Genomic DNA, 19,541 nt, shown 5'->3' on the forward strand with positions numbered 1-19,541 from the left:
GCCTACTTTTGTCGCGACTGACAAAAGTAGGTCGCCAGAAAGCGCGAAGCGCGTGGCGAAACGCTTGTAGCCAGAACCCCGGCACAGCCGCCGGATAGGGCTCCGGCAAGACGCGAAGAAAGCAAACCACCTCTCGGCCAAAGCTTGTGGCCGACCAGCGACGGCTCGGCCTGCCCCTGTCAGCGCGCCGGCTTCGATACCACGGCCACCTGCACCCAGCGCGGAAGCGCGTCGGTCGGGGTGATCGGCCGGCCGGCACAGATCTCGGTCACGGCGCCGTGGACGGCCTGCCAGCGCTCCGGAAGTGCCGCCATCGTTTCCTCCGTGGCACTCGGCGGCAGACCGGGCGCGCATTCGCCGGCGGCGGTGGCTGCGGCGAGCCAGGCGCGGGCCAGGCAGAACCGCAGACCGAGTTCACGCTTCCCGTCGAGCACGGCGCAGTCTTCGCCCCAGGGGCCGAGCAGGTCGGCCGCGTCCGGTTCCCGGAACTCCAGCGCGGCCAGCCCGGTCATCGCCGGGACCCAGCGGACCATCGGGTGCTCGCCTTCCAGCGCTTCGGTGATCCGGTGTCCCTCTCGGGCGTGCCCGAGTGCCTGCCGGTAGGCGCCGCGTCGGTACAGCGTCCAGGCGAGCATCCCGTGGGTGTAGCCCTTTGCCGGGTGCGGCTCGTCGCCGTGGACGAGGGTCAGCGCATCGAGCTGCTCGAGCCAGGCCCGTTCCGCGGCGACCAGGTCGCCCTGCTCGGTCCGCACGGTGGCGAGGTTGCCGAGCGCGGTCAGCGTCTGCGGATGCACGTCGCCGAGCACGCGCTGCTTGTGATCCACGGAGCGCTGGAACAGGTCCGCGGCGTCCTGGAGAAGACGTTGCCGCCAGCGGACGATGGCCAGTTCTTCGAGGATGAAGGCGTAGAACACGTGGTTCGGGTCGAGATCGGCCTGGACGTCCAGCGCTTGTTGCAAGGTCGCCGCGGCGTCTTCGAAACGATCGGCGCGTTCCAGCGCGCCGCCCTTGACCCGCAGCGCGTAAGCACGCAGCTCCGGGTCGTCGATGTCGACCCAGGGTTCGACCAGGGCCAGTGCCGACTCGGGTTCTTCCCGGATGACGTGCATGTCGGCAAGATGCACGTCGTGGTAGGCCCGTTCGCTCGGCGGCAGGCGCGCCCGCGCGGCCCGCTCGCGGGCCCGGTTCATCCACTCGATCGAGGCGTCGAGGTCGCCCTGCTCGAAGGCCACCATGCCCCGGTCGGACAGCGCCCGGGCATGAATGGCCGGGTCGACGTCGTGCTCGGCGATCAGCGCCAGCGCACGATCCAGCGTATCGGTCGCCGGCAGGATCAGCCCGCGCTGCAGCTGGATTCCGCCGATGACGTGGAGCATTTCGGCCTGCACCCCGGGCTGATCGGCGAGGTCCACGCCGACGCGTTCGGCACCGCGCTGCAGCAACACCGAGGCCGGCGGGTCCTCGCCGTCTTCGCGGGCCGGGTCGGCGGCCTCGAACAGCCCGACGGTGAAGTCGCGGACGGCCAGGGCGCGCGCCGCTTCGTCCCGCGCCAGCCCGGCCTGGTGCAGCGCGACGCCGGCACCGCCGATCAGCGACAGCGCGGCCAGCAGGCCCAGCGTCGCGGCCAGTCGATGGCGCCGGAACCATTTGCCGACCGCGTAGACGCGGCCACCGTCGAAGGCGGCCACCGGGCGGTGATCCAGCCACGCCCGCAGATCGGCGGCCAGCGCGCCGACCGACGGGTAGCGGGATTCCGGCTCGTGGGCCCGAGCGCGCCGCAGCACGGCGGCCAGGTCGGCCGGCAGTCGTCCGGAGCCGTCGTGGGCCGGCATCGGCGCCGGAACCAGGTCCTCGGTCGGCGTGCGCTGGCCGGTGATCGTGTCGGAAAGTGCGCGCACGCCGCCGTCGACGACCAGTTCCGACAGCAATGCGCCCAGCGAATAGACGTCCTGGGCGGTGTCCGGCGGCGCGCGGTCGTAGCATTCCGGCGCGGAAAACCCGGGCGAGCAGAATCGGTGGGCCTGTTCGGTATCCGGATCGCCGCGCTGGGCCAGGGCGGCAATGCCGAAATCGACGATGCAGGGGCGGCCGTCGGTGCGCACCAGCACGTTGGCCGGCTTGATGTCGCAGTGGACGACCTGGCGCTGGTGGGCATACTCCAGCGCTTCGGCCACGGCCAGCACCTGTCGGACCCGATCGCGGGTGGTCATGTTCTGCGTTGCGCAGTGGCGATCGATCGGCGTGCCGTCGATGAACTCCATGACCAGGTAGGGCTGGCCGTCCTCGCCGGCGCCGCTGTCGATCAGCCGCGCGATGCCCGGATGCTGCAGCCGGGCCAGGATGCGGGTCTCGGCGTCCAGCCGCTCCGGCGCGATATTCAGCCGCCCGGTCTTCAGCACCTTGATCGCGACCTGCATCTCGAAGCGGCCATCGGCGCGCTCGCCGACGTAGACCACGCTCATCCCGCCTTCGGCCAGGCGCCGCTCGACGCGCCAGGGACCCAGCGTTCGGCCACTCCAGTCGGACAGGGCCCGGTGCGCGTCCGGCAAGCCGAGCAGGTCGGCCGCCGAGCCGGTCAGCAGTTCGTCATCGGCATCCTGGGTGTCATGGGCAGTGAGCAGGTTCTCCAGCGCGGCGCGATGCTCCGCCGACAGCCCGGCGGCCCCGATGACCGCATCGCGCTCCGATGCCGGCCGGTCCAGCAACCGATCGAACAACGGCCCGATCTGTTCCCAGGTGTCGCGATCGATGCTCAATGCGTCAGTCCTCGGCCAGGGTCACCTTCAGCAGTGCTCTTGCCTTGGCCCACTCGCGCGCGACGGTCCGCGGCGAGACCTCGAGCACGTCGGCGGCCTCGTCGCAGCTCAGGCCGCCGAAGAAACGCAGTTCGACCAGCTGCAGCAGTCCGGGATCGACCGTTTCGAGTTCGTCGAGTGCGCGGTCGATGTCGAGAATGCGCTCGAGCGGAACGTTCTGCGTTTCGGCCGGGTCGCCGAGCTCGACGTGGGTCACGTCGCCCCCGCGTTTGAGCGCCGAGCGCTCGCGCGCGTAATCGACGACCAGCCGGCGCATCGCGACCGCGGCCGTGCCCAGAAAGTGCCGCCGGTTCTCGTAGCGCGACGACTCGGGTGAAAGCCGCAGCCAGGCTTCGTGGACCAGGGCCGTGGTGTTGAGCGTCGCGGACGGCAGGCGTCGGCGTTCGCGCCGGGCGATGGTCCGGAGTTCGTCGTACATCTGACTGACCTGTTCGGCAGTGATGCCGCTGTATTCCGGTCGCTCGCTCATGGCCTGCTCGTTCGCTGCCGATCGGCTGCACTGATGGATGGGTGCAGGGGTGTCGTCCCCGCGGTCCGTCGCCGGACGGCCTTCAATGGTACGGCAGACGCCGATGAACGGAAAGCCTGCGTCCGGTGGTCGAGTCCGGCGGTCGGGGCCGGGCGGACTCGATCGTGCGTTCATGCGGTCTTCATCGATGTCGGCTGTCGGTTGACATCGGTGCAGGTCGGCGTTGACCGGCGAATTCTATGATCGTGCGGCGCTTTCGAAATCAAGGGGAACACCCGATGGAAACCTTTCTCGCCTCGCATCAGCTCGGCCTGGTCGGCCTGTCCTACGTCGTATCCGTGATCGGCGCGTTCGTCAGCCTGTATGTCGCCGATTACATCGTCGGTCGCGACGGTTCGATCCAGTTCGGTTGGCTGGTGCTGGCGGCAATCGTGTTCGGCGGCTGCGCGATCTGGGCCATGCACTTCATCGGCATGCTGGCCTACCGGACCGACATGGTCGTGACCTACGATGTCGGGCGGACGGCGGCTTCGGCTGCGTTCCCCGTCGCGCTGTGCTTCGCGGCCTTCTTCACGGTCTATCGCTGGAAGGGCAGCGCGGTGGCCTGGTTGACCTCCGGCGTGCTGTTCGGGCTCGGCGTTGCGGCCATGCACTACGTCGGCATGGGAGCGATGCGAATGGCCGCGACGATGACGCACGACCCGCGCTTCTACTGGGGCTCGATCGCGATCGCCGTGGTTGCCGCCACCGTGGCCCTGCACATCTTCACCCACTGGACCGGCGGCAAGCGCCTGGCCAGTCCGCTGCTGATGGGCCTGGCCGTCTGCGGCATGCACTACACCGCCATGGCCGGCATGCAGATGGTGCCGATGAGCGAAGGGCCCTCGGCAGCACAGTACTTCGAAGGTGCATGGACGTCGAGCTTCATGGGGTTCGGGGCCGGGTTGGTGGTGGTCCTTACCGTGCTGGTCGGCGGCGCGCTGGTCGTGTTCCGCAAGGCCATGGACCTCGACCCCGGCCCGTCGACCGGGTTCACCCAGCCGGCCGGCGGCTGAGCCACGACGCACTACGACGACGGAAGCGCACCGGCGTCACGCTGCCGGATCCGGACCTGACCGCGCTCCGGCGCGTGGCACAGTTCGACCTGTCGGAGAAAGGTCCCGCCGAGGATGGCCTCGGCGCCCAGCGGCTCGAGCACCGACAGGTCGCCGGCTTCGAACTGCACCGGGCGCTCGACGGCACCGAACGCGACATCGACCTCCACGCCGGGGAAGGTGCCGGCCGAGTGCTCGATGAGCACGCGGCGGCCGCCCGCGGGCAGGACGCGCTGGAGGGTGTCGGCGTCGATCACGTCGATCGGCGAGCCGGTGTCGACCAGGACGCGTACCGGCTGGTCGGCGATCCGGATCTCGGTCACCAGGTGCGTCGGCGTGTCGATCCGGTCGACGGCGGCCTCGGCGTCGAACCCGGCGCAGTCGTCCTCGCGGAAGGCAATCCGGCCGTTCGCGTAGTCGAGAACGAAGGCGCGTTCCCCGAAGAAGCCCCAGCCGACCGCCGCCCGGAATGGCGTGCCGACCTGCTCGGCGACCCGCTCGATCTCGCCGGGAATGCTGCCGAACACCGCTTCGGCGAGCACGACCGGGCCGATCCGGACCGGTCCGGCGCGGCCTTCGAGCAGCTCCATCGGGTTGCCGTGGGTGTCCATCGCGGTCTTTCCGCTCGAATCCAGCGCCAGATCCCGCTCGGCCGCCCAGCCGTCGGCGAGCTGGATCACGTACGGGTCGCCGAAGTCGATCATCGCCGGGACCGGCTCGCCGGCCACCTCGATTTCGGTGAACAGCAGGCCGTAGGGCGATCTTTCGAAGTGCAGAGCCGGGTCGAAGCCGGCCGCCTGCAGCGCGGTCAGCAACAGGGTCAGGGGGTTGAGCACCCAGCGTGTGCGTCGCGGGATCATGGCGTTGTCCTCGTCACTCGGTTGGATCTGCAGTCCAGACGCGCGAGCGGCGAAAACGGTCGCGGCGGTCAGGTGTTTCCGGTCGATGAGAGGGCGTGCAGCGCCACCGCGAGGCCGCGGCCGAAGGGAATGTAGCTCGCTTCGGATGGGTGGAAGCCGTCGGCCGAGAACGAGGCGCGGTCGGCGGCCGCAACCGGGTCGATGTCGACCGGCGCGTGGGCCGCGCGCGGCCGCCCGGCGACGACCTGCTGCATGATCCGGTCGAGCTGCCGTCCGCGCAACCCGAAAGCGCGCTTCAGCGGCGGCGGCAGCGCCGGGAAGGTCTCCAGCGGCGGCAGGCCGGCCAGCGCGATCCGGGCGCTCGGCGCCGCGACCTCGAGCGCGTCGAGCAGCATTCCGAGGTTCGTGCGGAACCGGACCGGTCCGGACAGTCGGGTCAGGTCGTTGACGCCTGCCGAGACGATGATCGCATCCGCGTCGTGCAGCGGTGCCGTCGGCAGCAGCCGCTCGCGGATCGCCGTCGAGGTCAGGCCGCTTCGACCGACTGCGGTCCATTCGACCCGGACCCGCTCGAGCTCGGCCAGCGCTTCGGCCGTGCGGCCGACGAGTCCGACGGCGTGCGTGGACGCTCCGACGCCGGCGATGATCGAGTCCCCCAGGCCCACCAGCCGAAGCGTGGGTCCGTCGCCGACCGCGCCCGTTTCCGGGCCGGCCGCGCCCTCGGCGCGCACGGCCGTGCGGCGTGTTCGCAGCGCGGCCGGCAGCGCCAGCGCGAACAGGGCCCAGAACTGCAGCGAACGCATGCCGTAGAGGCGCTCAGTCGCTCGCGGGGCCGGTGTAGATGCAGCCGGCGGTGCAGGTCTCGCGAACGACCACCTTCGACAGGCCCGGCAGGGTCGGCGCCAGCCGGTCCCAGATCCACTTGGCCAGCACCTCGCTGGTCGGGTTCTCCAGGCCTTCGATGTCGTTGAGGTAGTGGTGGTCCAGCCGGTCGTAGAGCGGCTGGAACGCGCGCTTGATGTCGGCGAAGTCCATCACCCAGCCGGTCTCGTCGCCGGGCTCGCCGGACACGTGGACCGCGATCCTGAACGAGTGCCCGTGCAGGCGCGAGCACTTGTGGGTGTCGGGCAGGTTCGGCAGCCGGTGGGCGGCTTCGACCTGGAATTCCTTGAAGATTTCCATGCCGCGCATTCTACGCGGCCCGGGGGCCGGGCCGCGCCGCGAGCACGCGATACCGGTCGATCAGTGAACGTTCGCGGTGCCGATGTCGATGATCGGGGTCGCCGTGCCGTGGAACGCGGAATGAACCGCGGTGTTGCGCCAGGCGTCTCCGTGGAACCGGATCCCGACGGTGTTGAAATAGAGCTTCGAGAACTCGATCCGGTTCGCGATGACGCGGGGCAGCGAGTCCCGGCCGAGTCCGAGGGCGATCGCCACGTCGAAGTCCCCCACGTAGTTGCCGTCCAGCCGGTTGCCGGTCACGACCGTCGGCATCATCGGTGCGGCGCACGCGGGAGAGATGTGGCCGCCGTTGTCGTGAAGCGCGATTCCCGTCAGGCCACCCTCCAGGTAGTTGCCGGTCAGGATGTTGTTGCTGGAATTCGTGATCCGGATCCCCGTGTTGAGGGACTGCTCGAACCAGTTGCCGCTGACGATGTTGTTCGACGTGCCGGTCTCGAGGTGGATCCCGTAGTCACCGATCTGCTCGAAGACGTTGTGTTCCAGCAGGTGGCCCGTCGCGTTGGCGCCGCAGATATGCAGTCCGGTGCCGACGTCGATGAACCGGTTGTCGAAGGCGACGCCGTCCCGCGTCGGCAGTACCGTGCGGCCGTCGTCGAAGCCGTAGATCGAGACGGCGTGGCCGGGCATCGACGAGAAGGTGTTTTCGCGGATGACGATTCGGTCGGCACCCCGGGCGGTGATGCCGCTGTCGAGGTCGGAAAAGTCCACGCCCTCGATCGTCACGTCGGTCGCGTCATGGACCTGCAGACCCAGGCCGAAGCCCTTGATCACGCCCGGGCCGCGGACGGTCACGCGGGGCGAAGAAACCAGCACGCCCTGGAAGATGCTGCCCGAAAGCGTATGCCCGTTGAGGTCCAGGGTCACGCCGGGCGCGGCGATCTCGATGCCGGTCCAGCCGGAGGTGCAGTGCAGGTCGCCGGTCAGGGCGCGGCTGGTCGTGATGACGTCGCCGCAGCTCACCTGGGCGCGGGCGGTGGTGTGGATGCCGAGCGCGGCAAGCGCCAGCAAGGCAATCAGTACGCGGTACATTTCGAAGTTCTCCGTTCGATGTCGATGCGACGCCCGGTCGGGCGGGTTCGATGGATCAATCGCAAACCGTCGAAGACGTCCGCCAGATCGGTGCGCGTCGTCCCGGCGCCCGGGCGGACTGCCCTTCGGGACGTGCTCGCCGGAACACGCTGCCGGAAGGGATTCGGTCGGCGGTTCGTCGGCCCGTCAAGGCGGCACCGCGCGCCGGCGCCCGAACTCGCGGCACGGCCGGGAACGGCAACGCGAAGACTCAGACGACGAAGAACAGGATGATTCCGATGACCAGCAGCGCGATGGCCAGGCCGGCGGCCATGTCCTGGACACCGAGCCCGTCGCCGTCATGGTCATGCCCTTCGCCGTCCCCGGACGCCGCCATGTGGCTGCGGTGCAGGCCGATCAGGACGGCGGCAACCAGCACGAAGCCGAGGTTCAGGAAGAAGGTGTAGTCGATCGCGAAGGCATCGCCGCCGGCCTCGTCGGCCGCGCCCTTCGGCCGCATGCCGAGCGCGCCGAAGCCGAAGTCCAGCAGCAGTGCGGTGCACACGATGCTGACGAACATGATGCCGGCGATGTACAGCGCCACGCGCCAGCCGTAGTAGCGCGCATTGACCTTGACCAGCGGCGGCACCATCAGGTCGGAATAGATGAACGCCATCAGCCCGGCGAAGCCGACCCCGCTGCTGGCCAGGACCGTGGCCAGCGGGATGTTGCCCATCGATCCGATGAAGGTGGCCGCGGCGACGAACGGCGCGACGATCACGTTCTGCAGCGTCACCACCCATGCGGCAAGGTCGAGATCCAGGCCCTGCAGGAACAGGGCTTCCCAGAATGCGGCCGGGATGAAGGCCTTCATCAGTCCTGCGATGGTGAAGCCGATCAGGATCTCCTGCCAGACCATCTTCCATTCCATGACGAACTGGTGTCCGACCCGGTTCCATCCCTCCCGGCTGGTCATCCGCTGCCATGGATCGAAGTCGTCGTCTTCATCCGCCGCCTCGTGTTCGACCTTTTCTCGGGCCTCCTCGAGCCAGGCCTTCGGGTAGACCAGCTTGATCAGCACCGAACTGATCGCGATCAGGATCAATCCGCCGATGATCTCGGCGACAACGTACTGCCAGCCGAGGAACAGGTAGATCAGGATGCCGAGTTCGATGACCAGGTTGGTCGAGGCGAACATGAACGCGACCGCTGCGATCCAGTGCGCGCCCTTGACGATCAGCGAACGGGCTGCGGCCAGCGCGGCGAACGAGCAGGACGAGGAGATCGCGCCGAACCCGGTCGCGATGGCCGTGCTCTTGAACCCGGCTTCGCCCATGTGGCGCGTCAGGCGGTGTTTGGGCACGAAGGTCTGGATCATCGCGCTGATTGCATAGCCCAGCACGAAGGCCCAGCCGGCTTTCCAGAAGAAGCCCAGCGAGGTCCGGGCGGCTTCGCTCCATGTCGCGAGTGCCTCGTCCATGCTCTTTACCGTAACGCACTGCGTGAACGCGTGCCGGTTGCGGCTCGGAGCGAGTCGCTGTTCCGGGGGCGATTCAGTCGATCGAGACCCGACGCAGGCGCAGCGCGTTGCCGATCACCGAGACCGAGCTGAACGACATCGCCGCGGCAGCGATCATCGGTGACAGCAGCAGGCCGAAGAACGGGTACAGCACACCGGCGGCAATCGGCACGCCGAGGCTGTTGTAGCCGAACGCGAAGACCAGGTTCTGCTTGATGTTGCGCATGGTCGCCTCGCTGAGACGACGAGCGCGGATGATGCCGATCAGGTCGCCCTTGACCAGCGTGACGCCCGCCGACTCCATTGCCACGTCGGTGCCGGTGCCCATCGCGATGCCGACCTGGGCGCGGGCCAGCGCCGGCGCATCGTTGATGCCGTCGCCGGCCATCGCGACGAACCGGCCCTCGTCCTGCAGCCGCCGGACGTGATCGGCCTTCTGGTCGGGCCGGACGTCGGCGAACAGCTCGTCGATGCCGAGTTCCTTCGCGACCGCGCGGGCGGTGGTCTCGCTGTCGCCGGTCAGCATGACGATCTCCAGACCTTCTTCGTGCAGTGCCGCGATCGCCTCGGCCGTGGTCGACTTGATCGGGTCGGCGACCGCGACCAGGCCCGCCGGCTGGCCGTCGACGGCCAGGAACATCGCGGTGCGGCCCTGACCGCGCAGGTCCTCGGCCCGGTCGGTCAGCGCGGTGAGGTCGATCTTCTCCGCCTCCATCAGCGCGGTGTTGCCGAGAGCGATCGACCTGCCGTCGATGACGCCGGTCACGCCCTGACCGGTAATCGAGTCGAAGTCCTCGACCTCGAGTCGTTCCAGTTCGCGCTCTCGCGCGCCTTCGACGATCGCTTCGGCCAGCGGGTGCTCGCTGCCGCGTTCCAGGGCTGCGGCGATCTGCAGCACGGTGGCGTCGTCGAAGCCGTCGGCGGCGACGACTTCGGTCAGCTTCGGTCGGCCTTCGGTCAGCGTGCCGGTCTTGTCGACGACCAGCGTATCGACGTCGCGGAGGGTCTGGATGGCCTCGGCGTCGCGGAACAGCACGCCCTGTGATGCACCCTTGCCGCTGGCGACCAGGATCGACATCGGCGTTGCCAGACCGAGCGCGCAGGGGCAGGCAATGATCAGCACGGCCACGGCGTTGATCAGGGCGTAGCTCATTGCCGGCGCCGGGCCCCAGACCGACCAGGCGAGGAACGCGATCAGCGCGCACAGGATGACCGCGGGCACGAACCAGGCCGCGACCCGGTCGGCCAGGCCCTGGATCGGGGCGCGCGAGCGACTGGCCCTGGCGACCATCCGGACGATCTGGCTGAGCATGCTGTCCTGCCCGACCTTGCCGGCCTCGATGATCAGCGAGCCGGTGCCGTTGACCGTCGCGCCGATCACCTCGTCGCCGGCGGTCTTCTCCACCGGCAGCGATTCCCCGGTCAGCATGGATTCGTCGATCGACGAGCGACCCTCGACCACGCTGCCGTCGACCGGCACCTTCTCGCCGGGCCGGACCCGCAGGCGGTCGCCGACCTCGACCTCGTCGAGCGGCACATCGTGCTCGTTGCCGTCGGCGTCGATCCGTCGGGCGGTGTTCGGCGCCAGCTCGAGCAGGCTCCTGATCGCCTGGTTGGTCGATGAACGCGCGCGCAGCTCCATGACCTGGCCGAGCAGGACCAGCGTGACGATCATTGCAGCGGCCTCGAAGTACACACCGACCTGGCCGGACTCGCCGCGGAACGACGGCGGGAAGATCCCCGGCGCGACGGTCGCCACCACGCTGTAGACGTAGGCCACCGACACCCCCAGTCCGATCAGCGTGAACATGTTCAGCGCGCGTCGCTGGACCGACTTCACGCCGCGGACCAGGAACGGCCAGCCGCACCACAGCACCACCGGCGTGGCCAGCAGCATCTCCAGCCAGACGCGGACCCGGTGCGGCACCCAGGCATCCATGTCCACGCCGGGAATCATGCCGCCCATGGCCAGGACCAGGATCGGCACCGTCAGCGCCGCGCCGACCCAGAACCGGCGCGTCATGTCGTCGAGCTCGGTGGTGTCCTCCGGCTCCAGCGACACGGTCTCCGGTTCCAGCGCCATGCCGCACAGGGGGCAGTCGGCGGGTCCGGGTTCGCGGACCTCCGGGTGCATCGGGCAGGTGTAGACCGTGCCGTCGAACTCCTCGGGCACGTTGTCGTAGTTCTTTCCCGGCTCGGCTTCGGCGTGGTCGCCGTGGCAGCAGTGCGGCTCGCTCGCGTCGTCGTCGTGGGCGTTCATTCCGCCCGCTCTTCGAAGTCCGGCAGGGGTCGTCGGTCGACCTGTTCGGGGGTGACGGCCGGTCCGTTCTGCCGGATGTCTTCGATCAACCAGTCCATTTCCGCGATCTCGCGGCGCTGCGCTCGAACGATTCCGTCGGCCAGCGCGCGCACCCGAAGATCGTCGATCTCCGCGCGCTCGCTGGTCAGGATGGCGATCGAATGATGCGGGATCATGCCGCGCATGTAGGCCACATCGTCGATCGTGTGCTGGCTGCGAACCAGCCATGTCGCGCCGACGATCATGGCCGCACCGATCACCACGATCCCGACATTCGCGATCGTGCTGGCATACATCGACCGCATGAACGCGAACATGACCAGCACCATGCCACCACCCATGATCACCGTCATGAACGCGCGCGTTTCGCTCCATCGAGCGTGTTCGAAGGCATAGGTATGCAAGTACATCAACCCGAACATCACCAGCATCGAACTGACGATCATCAGGCCGAACCGGAGGTAGGGTTTCCAGTCCGTGTGGTCGGTCTGCGGCGAATCGTTGCTCATCGTCCTCCTCCTCGGGGGGCTTGGCGGCCTTCTATTGCGTCACTCTACACCCTGGCATCCACCGGCCGATCGGCGGCCGGACGCCCGGCGATCGCCGACGGCCGCACAGCGAACCCGCCACCGATCATCGGAGCCGCCACGCGCAGCACGACCTGACCCTCCCCCCGATGCCGATGGTCCGCGTCACCGGCAACAGCTCGAGCAAGACCGAGGCCCGGCTCGTCGTGATCGGTCGGGCGCGGCGCGCCACGCCTTCCACGATCGCCTCGTCGAGCGCACCGGCTGCCTCCTCGACGGCCTGGTTCGGGTCGATCAGCGGCCGGACCGGGGTCAGCGTTACAGCCTGCAGGGGGTCCGCGGGGACTGCAGCCGACCCGCTGCCGTTACCAGCCCTGCCAGAACGGCCCGTCGGCGAAGTCCCAGAGCAGATTCATCTGCAGCACCGTGTCGAAGCGGTCGCGCTCGGTGACCGGGACCTGGACGCCGACGTTCAGGGCCACGTGACCACCGCGGGTCAGCCCGACGCGCGCCTGCGGGATGATCGAGATCTCGGCGAAATCCGCGCCCGAGGGGCGGTCGAACGGGACCTCGGCGACCACTTCGAGGCCGGGGAACACGTTGCGCGGCCACGGCGAATGGGTCCAGTGGACGATGCCGGCCAGTTCGGCGCTGCCGTCGCCGAAGTCGCCGAACGGCAGTTTGGCCCGCGCGCTGCCCTGGAAGGTCCAGTCCGGGCCGAGAATCCGGCCGAAGGCCAGGAAGGGAATGAAGCTTTCGTCGCCGCCGTGGACCGGGAACTCGACCTTCGCACCCAGCGTGGTGATCGAGGTGTGGGCGTCGTTGGTGTGCAGCACGTACTTGCCGCCGACCTCGATCTTGTCGAAGTCGCTGTCGCCCTGTTCGAGCGACTGGACCAGCTCGACCAGCACCTGGCCGCGCTGGCCGACCCGTTTTTCGAACTCGAACACGTTCTCCCAGGCGTTGGCGCCGTCGCGGACCACGTAGTCGCTCTTCCAGACCACCTCGTCCTCGGGGAAGGCCTTGATGGTGTTGAGCGGCAGGAACAGGTTCAGCGCGCCGTCCGGGTAGTCATGCTCGCCGGGAATCCCCTTCAGATAATCGACCAGCGCCTCGATCTCGTCTTCGCTCAGTGTGCCGTCGAAGGCCGGCATCCGGTCCGACAGGCCGAGCGCGGCGCCGCCGTGCTCGATGACCATCGCCCAATCAGCGGCCGGCTCGCGGCTGTTGAACAGCGGATCGGTGAAGTTCGCCGGCACCACGCCGAGCCCCTGGACCACCGGGCCATCCGGGTCGGGCGCGCCGGACGGACCGTGGCAGCTGGCGCAATGGGCCTGGTACAGCGCCGCAGGGTCGGGATCGGCCAGCGCGTTCGACAGCGTCAGGGTCAGCGCCACAATGACGAGGAGAATCGGGAGCGGGCGTCGGGTCATGGGGCGGCCCTCATTCTGATAGGGAAGGCCCGATTATATTCATAGATCAGAATATAGTACTGATCCAGATCAAGCCATGGCGCGGGCAGGTCTTCGAGGGCCGCGGGCTCGCCGCCGCAGCGCTCGAGCAGGGCACGATGGACGCGCTGCCGCCGGACCGGCAGGGCGGTGATCGGTTCATCCGAGGTCGCGGTTCCGGTCGAACTCGTGGCGGCCCTCGTCGCACGACCCATGCAGTTCATGGCCGCCGGCTCGGCCGCGCGGCTCGAGCCTGGCCGGCTCGGTTTCCGGCGGCAGGCCCCGGAGAATCAAGCGGGGCTCATGACGAATGTCCGAGCTTCCGAAGCGCTCCGGACTCGCATGCTGCGGCGTTCGCGGCGCCGGGTCCCGAAGGGCTCGCAGTTCGTCTGATCGCGCCCGGGCCGATCGCGAAGACCGACCGCCAACGCCGAGCCCGCGTGAGCGAGAGGTCATGGAAGGTTTGCTGGAAGGCAAGCTCGACCGGTGGATCGCCGACGATCTTTCGATCAGTGTGCGAACCGTGGAGATTCTCCGCGCAAGAGTCCTGAACGCGCTCCAGGCGAAGAACGGCTCGGATGCGGTGCGAATGGTCCTTTCCAGCCCGAGCTATCGCGATTGGCTGCTCCGAGGCGCGGGCCGGCAGTTTCTGGTGCCGCTCCCGAGTCCGCGGCCTGCTTCTGCTGCAGCGACATCCCTGCAGGAACTCGTCTGAAGTTTCCGAACCGCCGATCGAGCCCCGGGCCGCTGAGGGTGGCGTGGCGCTGTACGCGGTGTCCGAACCGCGTGTCTGCAAGAATGGCCCGTTCATGGGCCGCACGGAGCGCGTTTCTCCGGCGAAACCCGGTCGGGACGGGCCTTTGCGGGCCACCCGGCGCCGCTTGTCATGACAAGCGTCACGACAAGCGTCACCACAAGCGTCATGACAAGCGCTCCGTCGCGCCCGTGCAGACGTGTTCAGAGGTTCCCTGACCCGCGGCAGGTCGATCGCGCAACGCGGCCCTGTGCGTTGTCGCATGGATCCGGCGACATCCGGAGTCCACGAGCCTGCTCCCTGCCGAGCCCGTCCTGCCACCGAAGTTCACCTTCGGCAAGGGCTTCGATGTTCGGCGTGACGTCGCTCGAACTTGCCGCGCAGGCCGCCTTGCGATAGGGTGACAGCAGGGAGTGGTCAGATTCGCTGTTTGCAGATTCGCTGTTTGCAGGGCCTCTTTTCGACGGGCCCCTCGAAGCCGGCATGGTTGTGCCCGGCGGGGAGGATTTCGACCCTGATTCAGAACCATCTGTCTTCGAGAGGTCGAGATCATGACGGGAAATCCGGAATCGTTCGCACGCACAATTCTTCTCGGCGCCACAGTGCTGGCGTCGTTCCAGGCGTTATGGATCGAGCCGGCCGAGGCCCAGGATGTCGACCTGGTCGTCAACATCGTCAGCGACCAGCCGGCCTACATGTCGCTGGACAGCGAGTCGTTCACGGTCACGATTTCCAACAACGGGCCCGATACTGCGACCGGCGTGGAGCTGATCGTCGAGCACCCGGTTGCCGATGCGCCGTTCGAGGCCAGCGCAACCTGTCAACCGATCCCTGGACCCGACCCGAACGGACCGGCAGTCTGCCCACCCGGGTCGGGTACCGCCCCGTCGCCGGCGTTCGTGCGCAGCGGCGCGACCTTTTCGGTCACCATTCCGTCCGTGCCGTCGCAAAGCCAGGTCGCGATCGAATTCGAAAACGTGCCTCGCTGCCCGACCGGCGAGGCCGGTGAGGGGACCTGTTTCGGTGTGCCCGAGGGCAACTTCACGATTTCGGCCGATGTCACATCGGTTGAATCGGAACTGATCGGCGAAACCAATTCGGCCACGACCAATATCTTCCTGTATCCGCCCGACGTCCAGTACCGAATCGAGATCGTCGAGGCGCCCGCCACCGCCTCGCCCGGCGACATCGTCGAGTATGAATTCGAGGTCTACAGTTTCGGGCTTCATCCGTCCGATCGACTGCAACTGACGGCCAATATCGAGGGGCTTGCCGGGACGATGATCCCGCTCGACCCGACCAACAACCCCTACGGAAGCCAGGGCTCGACGCTGCCGGGCACCGAGCTGCAGTCGATCGACTGCGTGTCCGCGTCGCTCGGTGGCTTTCCGCCTGCCAACGTCTTTCCGCCCTCGCCGGCACCCTGGCAGACCTGTCCGTCGACCGGATTGATCCCGATTCCGACGCCGACCAGCTTCGTCAACTCGACCCCGGTGACCGGCTTCCCGTCCGCCGATTTCCTCGACAACCTGCCCGGCACGCTCGACGGTCCGCCGGGCGGCGGTGTCCTGCGTTTTCGCGCCTCGGTCGAAGTCGGTGAACCGGTCTGCGTCGATCAGCCCGACTCCGGTTACCGCGAGCTGGTCTTCGAGGTCAATGTCAACGGTCTCCAGGGCACCGACGTCGTGCCGCCGGGCGTCGCCGACAACACCGCCAGCGTCACCACCGAGGTTCCCGGCAATTGCGAGGTTGCCGATATCGAATTCACGACCAGCGGCACGCCTTCGAGCTTTACCCTCGACGGCAATGGCGAGGGCGACTGGACCCATGTGACCACGGTCACCAATCTCAGCACCGGGCCGGGCGCCGGCACGGCCACCGATATTCCCGTCGAGTTCCGGCACTACAGCCTGGCGTTTACCGAAACCCAGGGCCCGCTGACCTGCACGTCGATCCCCGCCGGCCTGTGCCCGACACCGGCCGAGATCAGCGCCGGTATCATTGCCAGCACCGCGACCAGCTTCCAGTTCGCGACCAGCATCGATTCGCTGCCCCCCGGCGCCAGCGTGACGTTCTCGCAACCGCTGTCCGAATCGCGTCTCACCTGCTGGGGTGACGACGAAGCCCTGATCAGCCTGAGCGGCCAGGCCGGCCCCTCTCCGGCGGTGTTCGATCCGGTCTACAGCACCACCACGCCGCCTCAGCCGCCGGACTTCACCCCCGGCAGCAATGCATACTTCGGCAACAACGGCATGCAGACGATCGTCTCGGTCGATGGCCTGCAGATCTGTCCCGGCGGTGGATCGCAGGTCAATATCGAACTGGAGAAAACCGGCCCGTTCGCCAGCGCGGCCGATGCTGCCGCCGGTACACCGTTGATCGGTCAGAGCGCCGGCACTGCGATCGCCGATGGCACGCAGGTGTTCTACAAGCTCGTCGCCACCAATACCAACAGCGCCAATCCGGTGCTGCTCGGGGACATCGACGACATCAACTTCCTCGTCGGCGGCCTGACGCCTGCGACCTCGGGCTTCATCAACACCGGAACTGCGCTGGCCGACTGGGGCATTACCTGCACCGCCGCACCGGCAACGGAAACCTGCCACGAACTGGCCACGACGTTCACGAGCAGTGGATACAACCGCACGCTGAGCCTGGAATACGATCCGGCCTTGCACGGCGGCCAGGAGCAGGTGGCTCTGGCGCCGCTGGCAACGCTGACCTACATCGTCCCGTTCACCATGCCGACCCATTACGACCAGTGCCACGCCCCGCAGCAGGTCAGCAATCGGGTCACGGCCGACTATTCCAACGCGCTGGGCGACGTGGTCACCACACCGCAAAGCGTCGTCGAGCAGTACATCGGCATGCCGCCCTGCACGCCCGGCACGCTGGACGTCGAAAAGCAGATCCTGCCGCCGGCCACGGGCACCAGCATCCCGCTGTCGGGCCAGATCGGCTATGCGATCACGCTGACCAACACCTCGCCGACGGAAACACTCGACATCCCGCACTTTGTCGACACGACGTTCGCGTTCGGCGTCGACGTCGACATCGTCAACATCGACTGCACGCCGGTCAGCGGCGGTGCCCAGTGTCCGACGACGCCGGTGATTCCCGGTGTCCAGACCCCTGCATCGGGACCGACCTCGGCGCTGTCGAATCCATACGACATCGACCACGAATGGGGTTCGCCAGGCAACAACACCTTCCCGCCGAACAGTTCGCTGACCTTCGAGATCACCGTCGAGCTCAGCAACCCGACGCGGAGCTTCGGTTGCATCGTCAACACCGCGACGTTCTCCGGCGAAAACGACGCCAACGGCTGGGTGTTCGATGACGATACTGCGGTCAGCTGCCCGCCGCCGGCGCCGGAACTGAGCCTGCAGAAGCAGGTCACGCCGCAGATCGCGGCACCGGGTTCGCTGGTGACCTATACCGTCACGGTCACCAACATCGGCGCCGTCGATGCCGACGGCTCGGTGTGGTCCGATGCGCTTCCGCCCGAACTGGCCGCCGCCAACCCGAGCGGCTACAGCAACGTCGGCTGCACCGATATTTCTGCGTCACCGTTCATTCCGAACCCCCAGGGCACGGCGATCTGCCCCACCGTGACCAGCACCAGCGCCGGGCTGACGGCCACGATCGACACGTTCGGACCGAACACCGCGCTGCAATTCAGCTACCAGGCCGTGATGCCCGACGTTTCCTCGGTACCGGTTTCGGTCGACAACCTGGCCACGATCACGCCGCCGTCGGCTTCGGGATTGAGCTTTGGCGCCGGTACCGCTCAATCGGAGCAGAATGTGCAGGTCACCGGACCGGCCGCGGGTGGACCCGAGCCGCCCTTGAGTGTCCCGGCCGCCGGCCGATGGGCGCTTTTCGTGCTGGCGTTCCTGTTGGCGATGCTGGCGATGAGTCGGATGCGGCGGGAGGTCTGAAGCGGGCCCAGCGCCGTACGCAGGCAACGAAGCGGGGCGTGTCAGGATCAGCGATCCGCGACATGGGCAGCTCATGGGCGAGGATCGCGGGCAGGCCGCGCCATGTCTGCAGGGCCAGGCCCCTGATGTCTGAAGGGTGCGCCTGATCTGCAGATGTCCCGGGCCCGGTGTCGCTGCGCGACTTCGCAGAAACGGCAACCGCCGCATGTGCCATGACCGCCTGCCGCTCGAGCGGTTCTGTCCAGTGACTGAGCAATTCGCCGACTCACGCGTTGGATTCAAGCCCAACCGGGTCGAACGGCCGACGACCGCCCGTGCCACAGCGGGTACGCCGCCGGCAGCACCACCAGCGCCGATAGCCGGACCGCGAACACGCCGCCGAACATCGGCGCGGCGATCCGCTGCATGACGTCCGAGCCGATGCCGGTGGTCAGCATGACCGGCAGCAGGCCGAGGAAAACCGTGGCCTGGGTCATGGTGATCGGGCGGACCCTTCGGACCGCGCCTTCGACGATGGCGTCTTCAAGGGCAGTGCCGTCGCCGCGGTGCTCGTCCACCGCCTGGTCGAGGTCGACGGCCATCAGCACGCCGACCTCGGCCGCCAGTCCGGCGGCCTCTGCGTCGTTTCTACAACCCGATCGGCTGCGGTTGACGTGGATCGAGGTCGTCGGCGAGCAGATCGACCGCCCTTCGATCCTTCACTCAAGCGATTCGCGATCCGTTCCGGTGCCCGCCCAGGCCGCGGAACGCGATGCCTGCAAGCAGCAGCACCAGGATCATCAGGCCGAAGCGGTCCAGCGTCGGCACGATCAGCGGTCGTGCACTGCCGATCAGGGCGATGAGGTCCGGGCTGGAGGCGGCATTGCTGACCACGCCGATCGCGTCGGCAAAGCCGCCGGTGGCAGGGCTCGGGGCGAACGCGACCTCGATGTCGCAGTTCTCGCCGGGCAGCAGCGTGACCGGAACCGAGGTGCAGCTGCCGCCGCTGATGGCGAAGGGTGCTTGCGGGGCGATCAGCTGGCTGATCACCAGTTCGCCGGTGCCGGTATTGGTGATCGTGACGCTGCGCGCCGAGGTGTCGCCGTCGAGGACGATGCCGAAGTCCAGGGTGCCGGCCGACAGGCTGACCACGGGCGGTTCGCTGACGCATGCCACCGCGACATCATCGATATCGGCCCCGTCGAGCGCGCCGGTACCGTTGCTGACGGTGCAGGTCTGGATCGGGCTCGTGGGTTGGGTCAGGACGGAGACGGCATAGGCGCTCAGATCATCCAGCGGCGTGGCGAAGACGAAGCTGCCGTTGGCGTTGATCTGGAGATCGTCGCTGCCGTTGTTCTGCAGCACCAGGCCGCTGCCGGCCAGGCCGGAGACCGTGCCGCCGACGGTGAACGTGTCGGTCACGCAGTCGACCGTCACGTTGGTGACGTTGGCGCCGGCCAGGTTGCCGCTGCCGTTGCTCACCGAGCAGGTCTGGCTGGGGCCCGTGGGCGGGGTCAGCACGGTCACCGCGTAGGCGCTCAGATCATCCAGCGGCGTGGCGAAGACGAAGCTGCCGTTGGCG

Annotated in this window: 15 protein-coding genes; 3 read left to right on the forward strand and 12 right to left on the reverse strand. The window is 68.0% G+C overall.

Annotated elements, in window-relative coordinates; translation table 11 throughout:
• Nucleotides 1–179: 179 nt before the first annotated feature.
• Both HFP89_RS04150 and HFP89_RS04155 read right to left on the reverse strand, forming a co-directional pair.
• Entirely contained in the window at nucleotides 180–2,756 is a 2,577-nt protein-coding gene (locus HFP89_RS04150; RefSeq protein ID WP_168716381.1) for a serine/threonine-protein kinase, read from the reverse strand.
• 4 nt (nucleotides 2,757–2,760) lie between these two features.
• On the reverse strand, nucleotides 2,761–3,285 hold the full coding sequence (locus HFP89_RS04155) for an ECF-type sigma factor (protein WP_168716382.1): 525 nt from the start codon (nucleotides 3,283–3,285) through the stop codon (nucleotides 2,761–2,763).
• Between the two features lie 278 nt (nucleotides 3,286–3,563).
• Between HFP89_RS04155 and HFP89_RS04160 the strand changes: the two genes are divergently transcribed.
• A complete protein-coding gene (locus HFP89_RS04160) occupies nucleotides 3,564–4,340 on the forward strand; it encodes an MHYT domain-containing protein (RefSeq protein WP_168716383.1) in 777 nt (258 codons plus the stop codon).
• A gap of 11 nt (nucleotides 4,341–4,351) precedes the next feature.
• Here the strand turns inward: HFP89_RS04160 and HFP89_RS04165 are convergent, their stop codons facing one another.
• The 8 genes from HFP89_RS04165 to HFP89_RS04200 form a co-directional block, all read right to left on the reverse strand.
• A complete protein-coding gene (locus HFP89_RS04165; protein WP_168716384.1) occupies nucleotides 4,352–5,239 on the reverse strand; it encodes a retropepsin-like aspartic protease in 888 nt (295 codons plus the stop codon).
• 68 nt (nucleotides 5,240–5,307) lie between these two features.
• Nucleotides 5,308–6,042, reverse strand: coding sequence for an SGNH/GDSL hydrolase family protein (locus HFP89_RS04170; protein WP_168716385.1), 735 nt, complete (start codon nucleotides 6,040–6,042; stop codon nucleotides 5,308–5,310).
• Nucleotides 6,043–6,055: 13 nt separating this feature from the next.
• Complete coding sequence (queD, locus tag HFP89_RS04175; protein WP_168716386.1) at nucleotides 6,056–6,421, reverse strand: 6-carboxytetrahydropterin synthase QueD; 366 nt, start codon at nucleotides 6,419–6,421, stop codon at nucleotides 6,056–6,058.
• Nucleotides 6,422–6,481: 60 nt separating this feature from the next.
• On the reverse strand, nucleotides 6,482–7,510 hold the full coding sequence (locus HFP89_RS04180; protein ID WP_168716387.1) for a right-handed parallel beta-helix repeat-containing protein: 1,029 nt from the start codon (nucleotides 7,508–7,510) through the stop codon (nucleotides 6,482–6,484).
• A gap of 250 nt (nucleotides 7,511–7,760) precedes the next feature.
• Nucleotides 7,761–8,969: a permease gene (locus HFP89_RS04185; protein WP_168716388.1), complete on the reverse strand. Its 1,209-nt coding sequence runs from the start codon at nucleotides 8,967–8,969 to the stop codon at nucleotides 7,761–7,763.
• 73 nt (nucleotides 8,970–9,042) lie between these two features.
• A complete protein-coding gene (locus HFP89_RS04190; RefSeq protein ID WP_277347469.1) occupies nucleotides 9,043–11,268 on the reverse strand; it encodes a copper-translocating P-type ATPase in 2,226 nt (741 codons plus the stop codon).
• The gene (locus tag HFP89_RS04195) at nucleotides 11,265–11,816 is read right to left on the reverse strand and encodes a DUF305 domain-containing protein (protein ID WP_168716389.1); all 552 of its coding nucleotides are present in this window, start codon (nucleotides 11,814–11,816) and stop codon (nucleotides 11,265–11,267) included. Before HFP89_RS04195 ends, HFP89_RS04190 begins: the two co-directional genes overlap by 4 nt.
• A gap of 383 nt (nucleotides 11,817–12,199) precedes the next feature.
• Nucleotides 12,200–13,267, reverse strand: a complete 1,068-nt coding sequence (locus HFP89_RS04200) for a cytochrome c (RefSeq protein ID WP_168716390.1) — start codon at nucleotides 13,265–13,267, stop codon at nucleotides 12,200–12,202.
• A gap of 328 nt (nucleotides 13,268–13,595) precedes the next feature.
• On the opposite strand from HFP89_RS04200, the gene HFP89_RS16155 reads away from it, so the two are divergent.
• Together HFP89_RS16155 and HFP89_RS04210 are read left to right on the forward strand one after the other, a co-directional pair.
• Complete coding sequence (locus HFP89_RS16155; RefSeq protein ID WP_168716391.1) at nucleotides 13,596–14,000, forward strand: LuxR C-terminal-related transcriptional regulator; 405 nt, start codon at nucleotides 13,596–13,598, stop codon at nucleotides 13,998–14,000.
• Nucleotides 14,001–14,590: 590 nt separating this feature from the next.
• Nucleotides 14,591–17,980: a DUF11 domain-containing protein gene (locus tag HFP89_RS04210; RefSeq protein ID WP_168716392.1), complete on the forward strand. Its 3,390-nt coding sequence runs from the start codon at nucleotides 14,591–14,593 to the stop codon at nucleotides 17,978–17,980.
• A gap of 278 nt (nucleotides 17,981–18,258) precedes the next feature.
• Here the strand turns inward: HFP89_RS04210 and HFP89_RS04215 are convergent, their stop codons facing one another.
• The gene (locus HFP89_RS04215) at nucleotides 18,259–18,675 is read right to left on the reverse strand and encodes an efflux RND transporter permease subunit (protein ID WP_346775187.1); all 417 of its coding nucleotides are present in this window, start codon (nucleotides 18,673–18,675) and stop codon (nucleotides 18,259–18,261) included.
• Nucleotides 18,676–18,682: 7 nt separating this feature from the next.
• A partial coding sequence (locus tag HFP89_RS04220) for a choice-of-anchor D domain-containing protein (RefSeq protein ID WP_168716394.1) occupies nucleotides 18,683–19,541 on the reverse strand: 859 nt, incomplete at its 5' end.

Origin of the sequence: Wenzhouxiangella sp. XN79A (assembly GCF_012272825.1) — a bacterium.
In the GTDB taxonomy this organism is placed as follows: Bacteria; Pseudomonadota; Gammaproteobacteria; order Xanthomonadales; family Wenzhouxiangellaceae.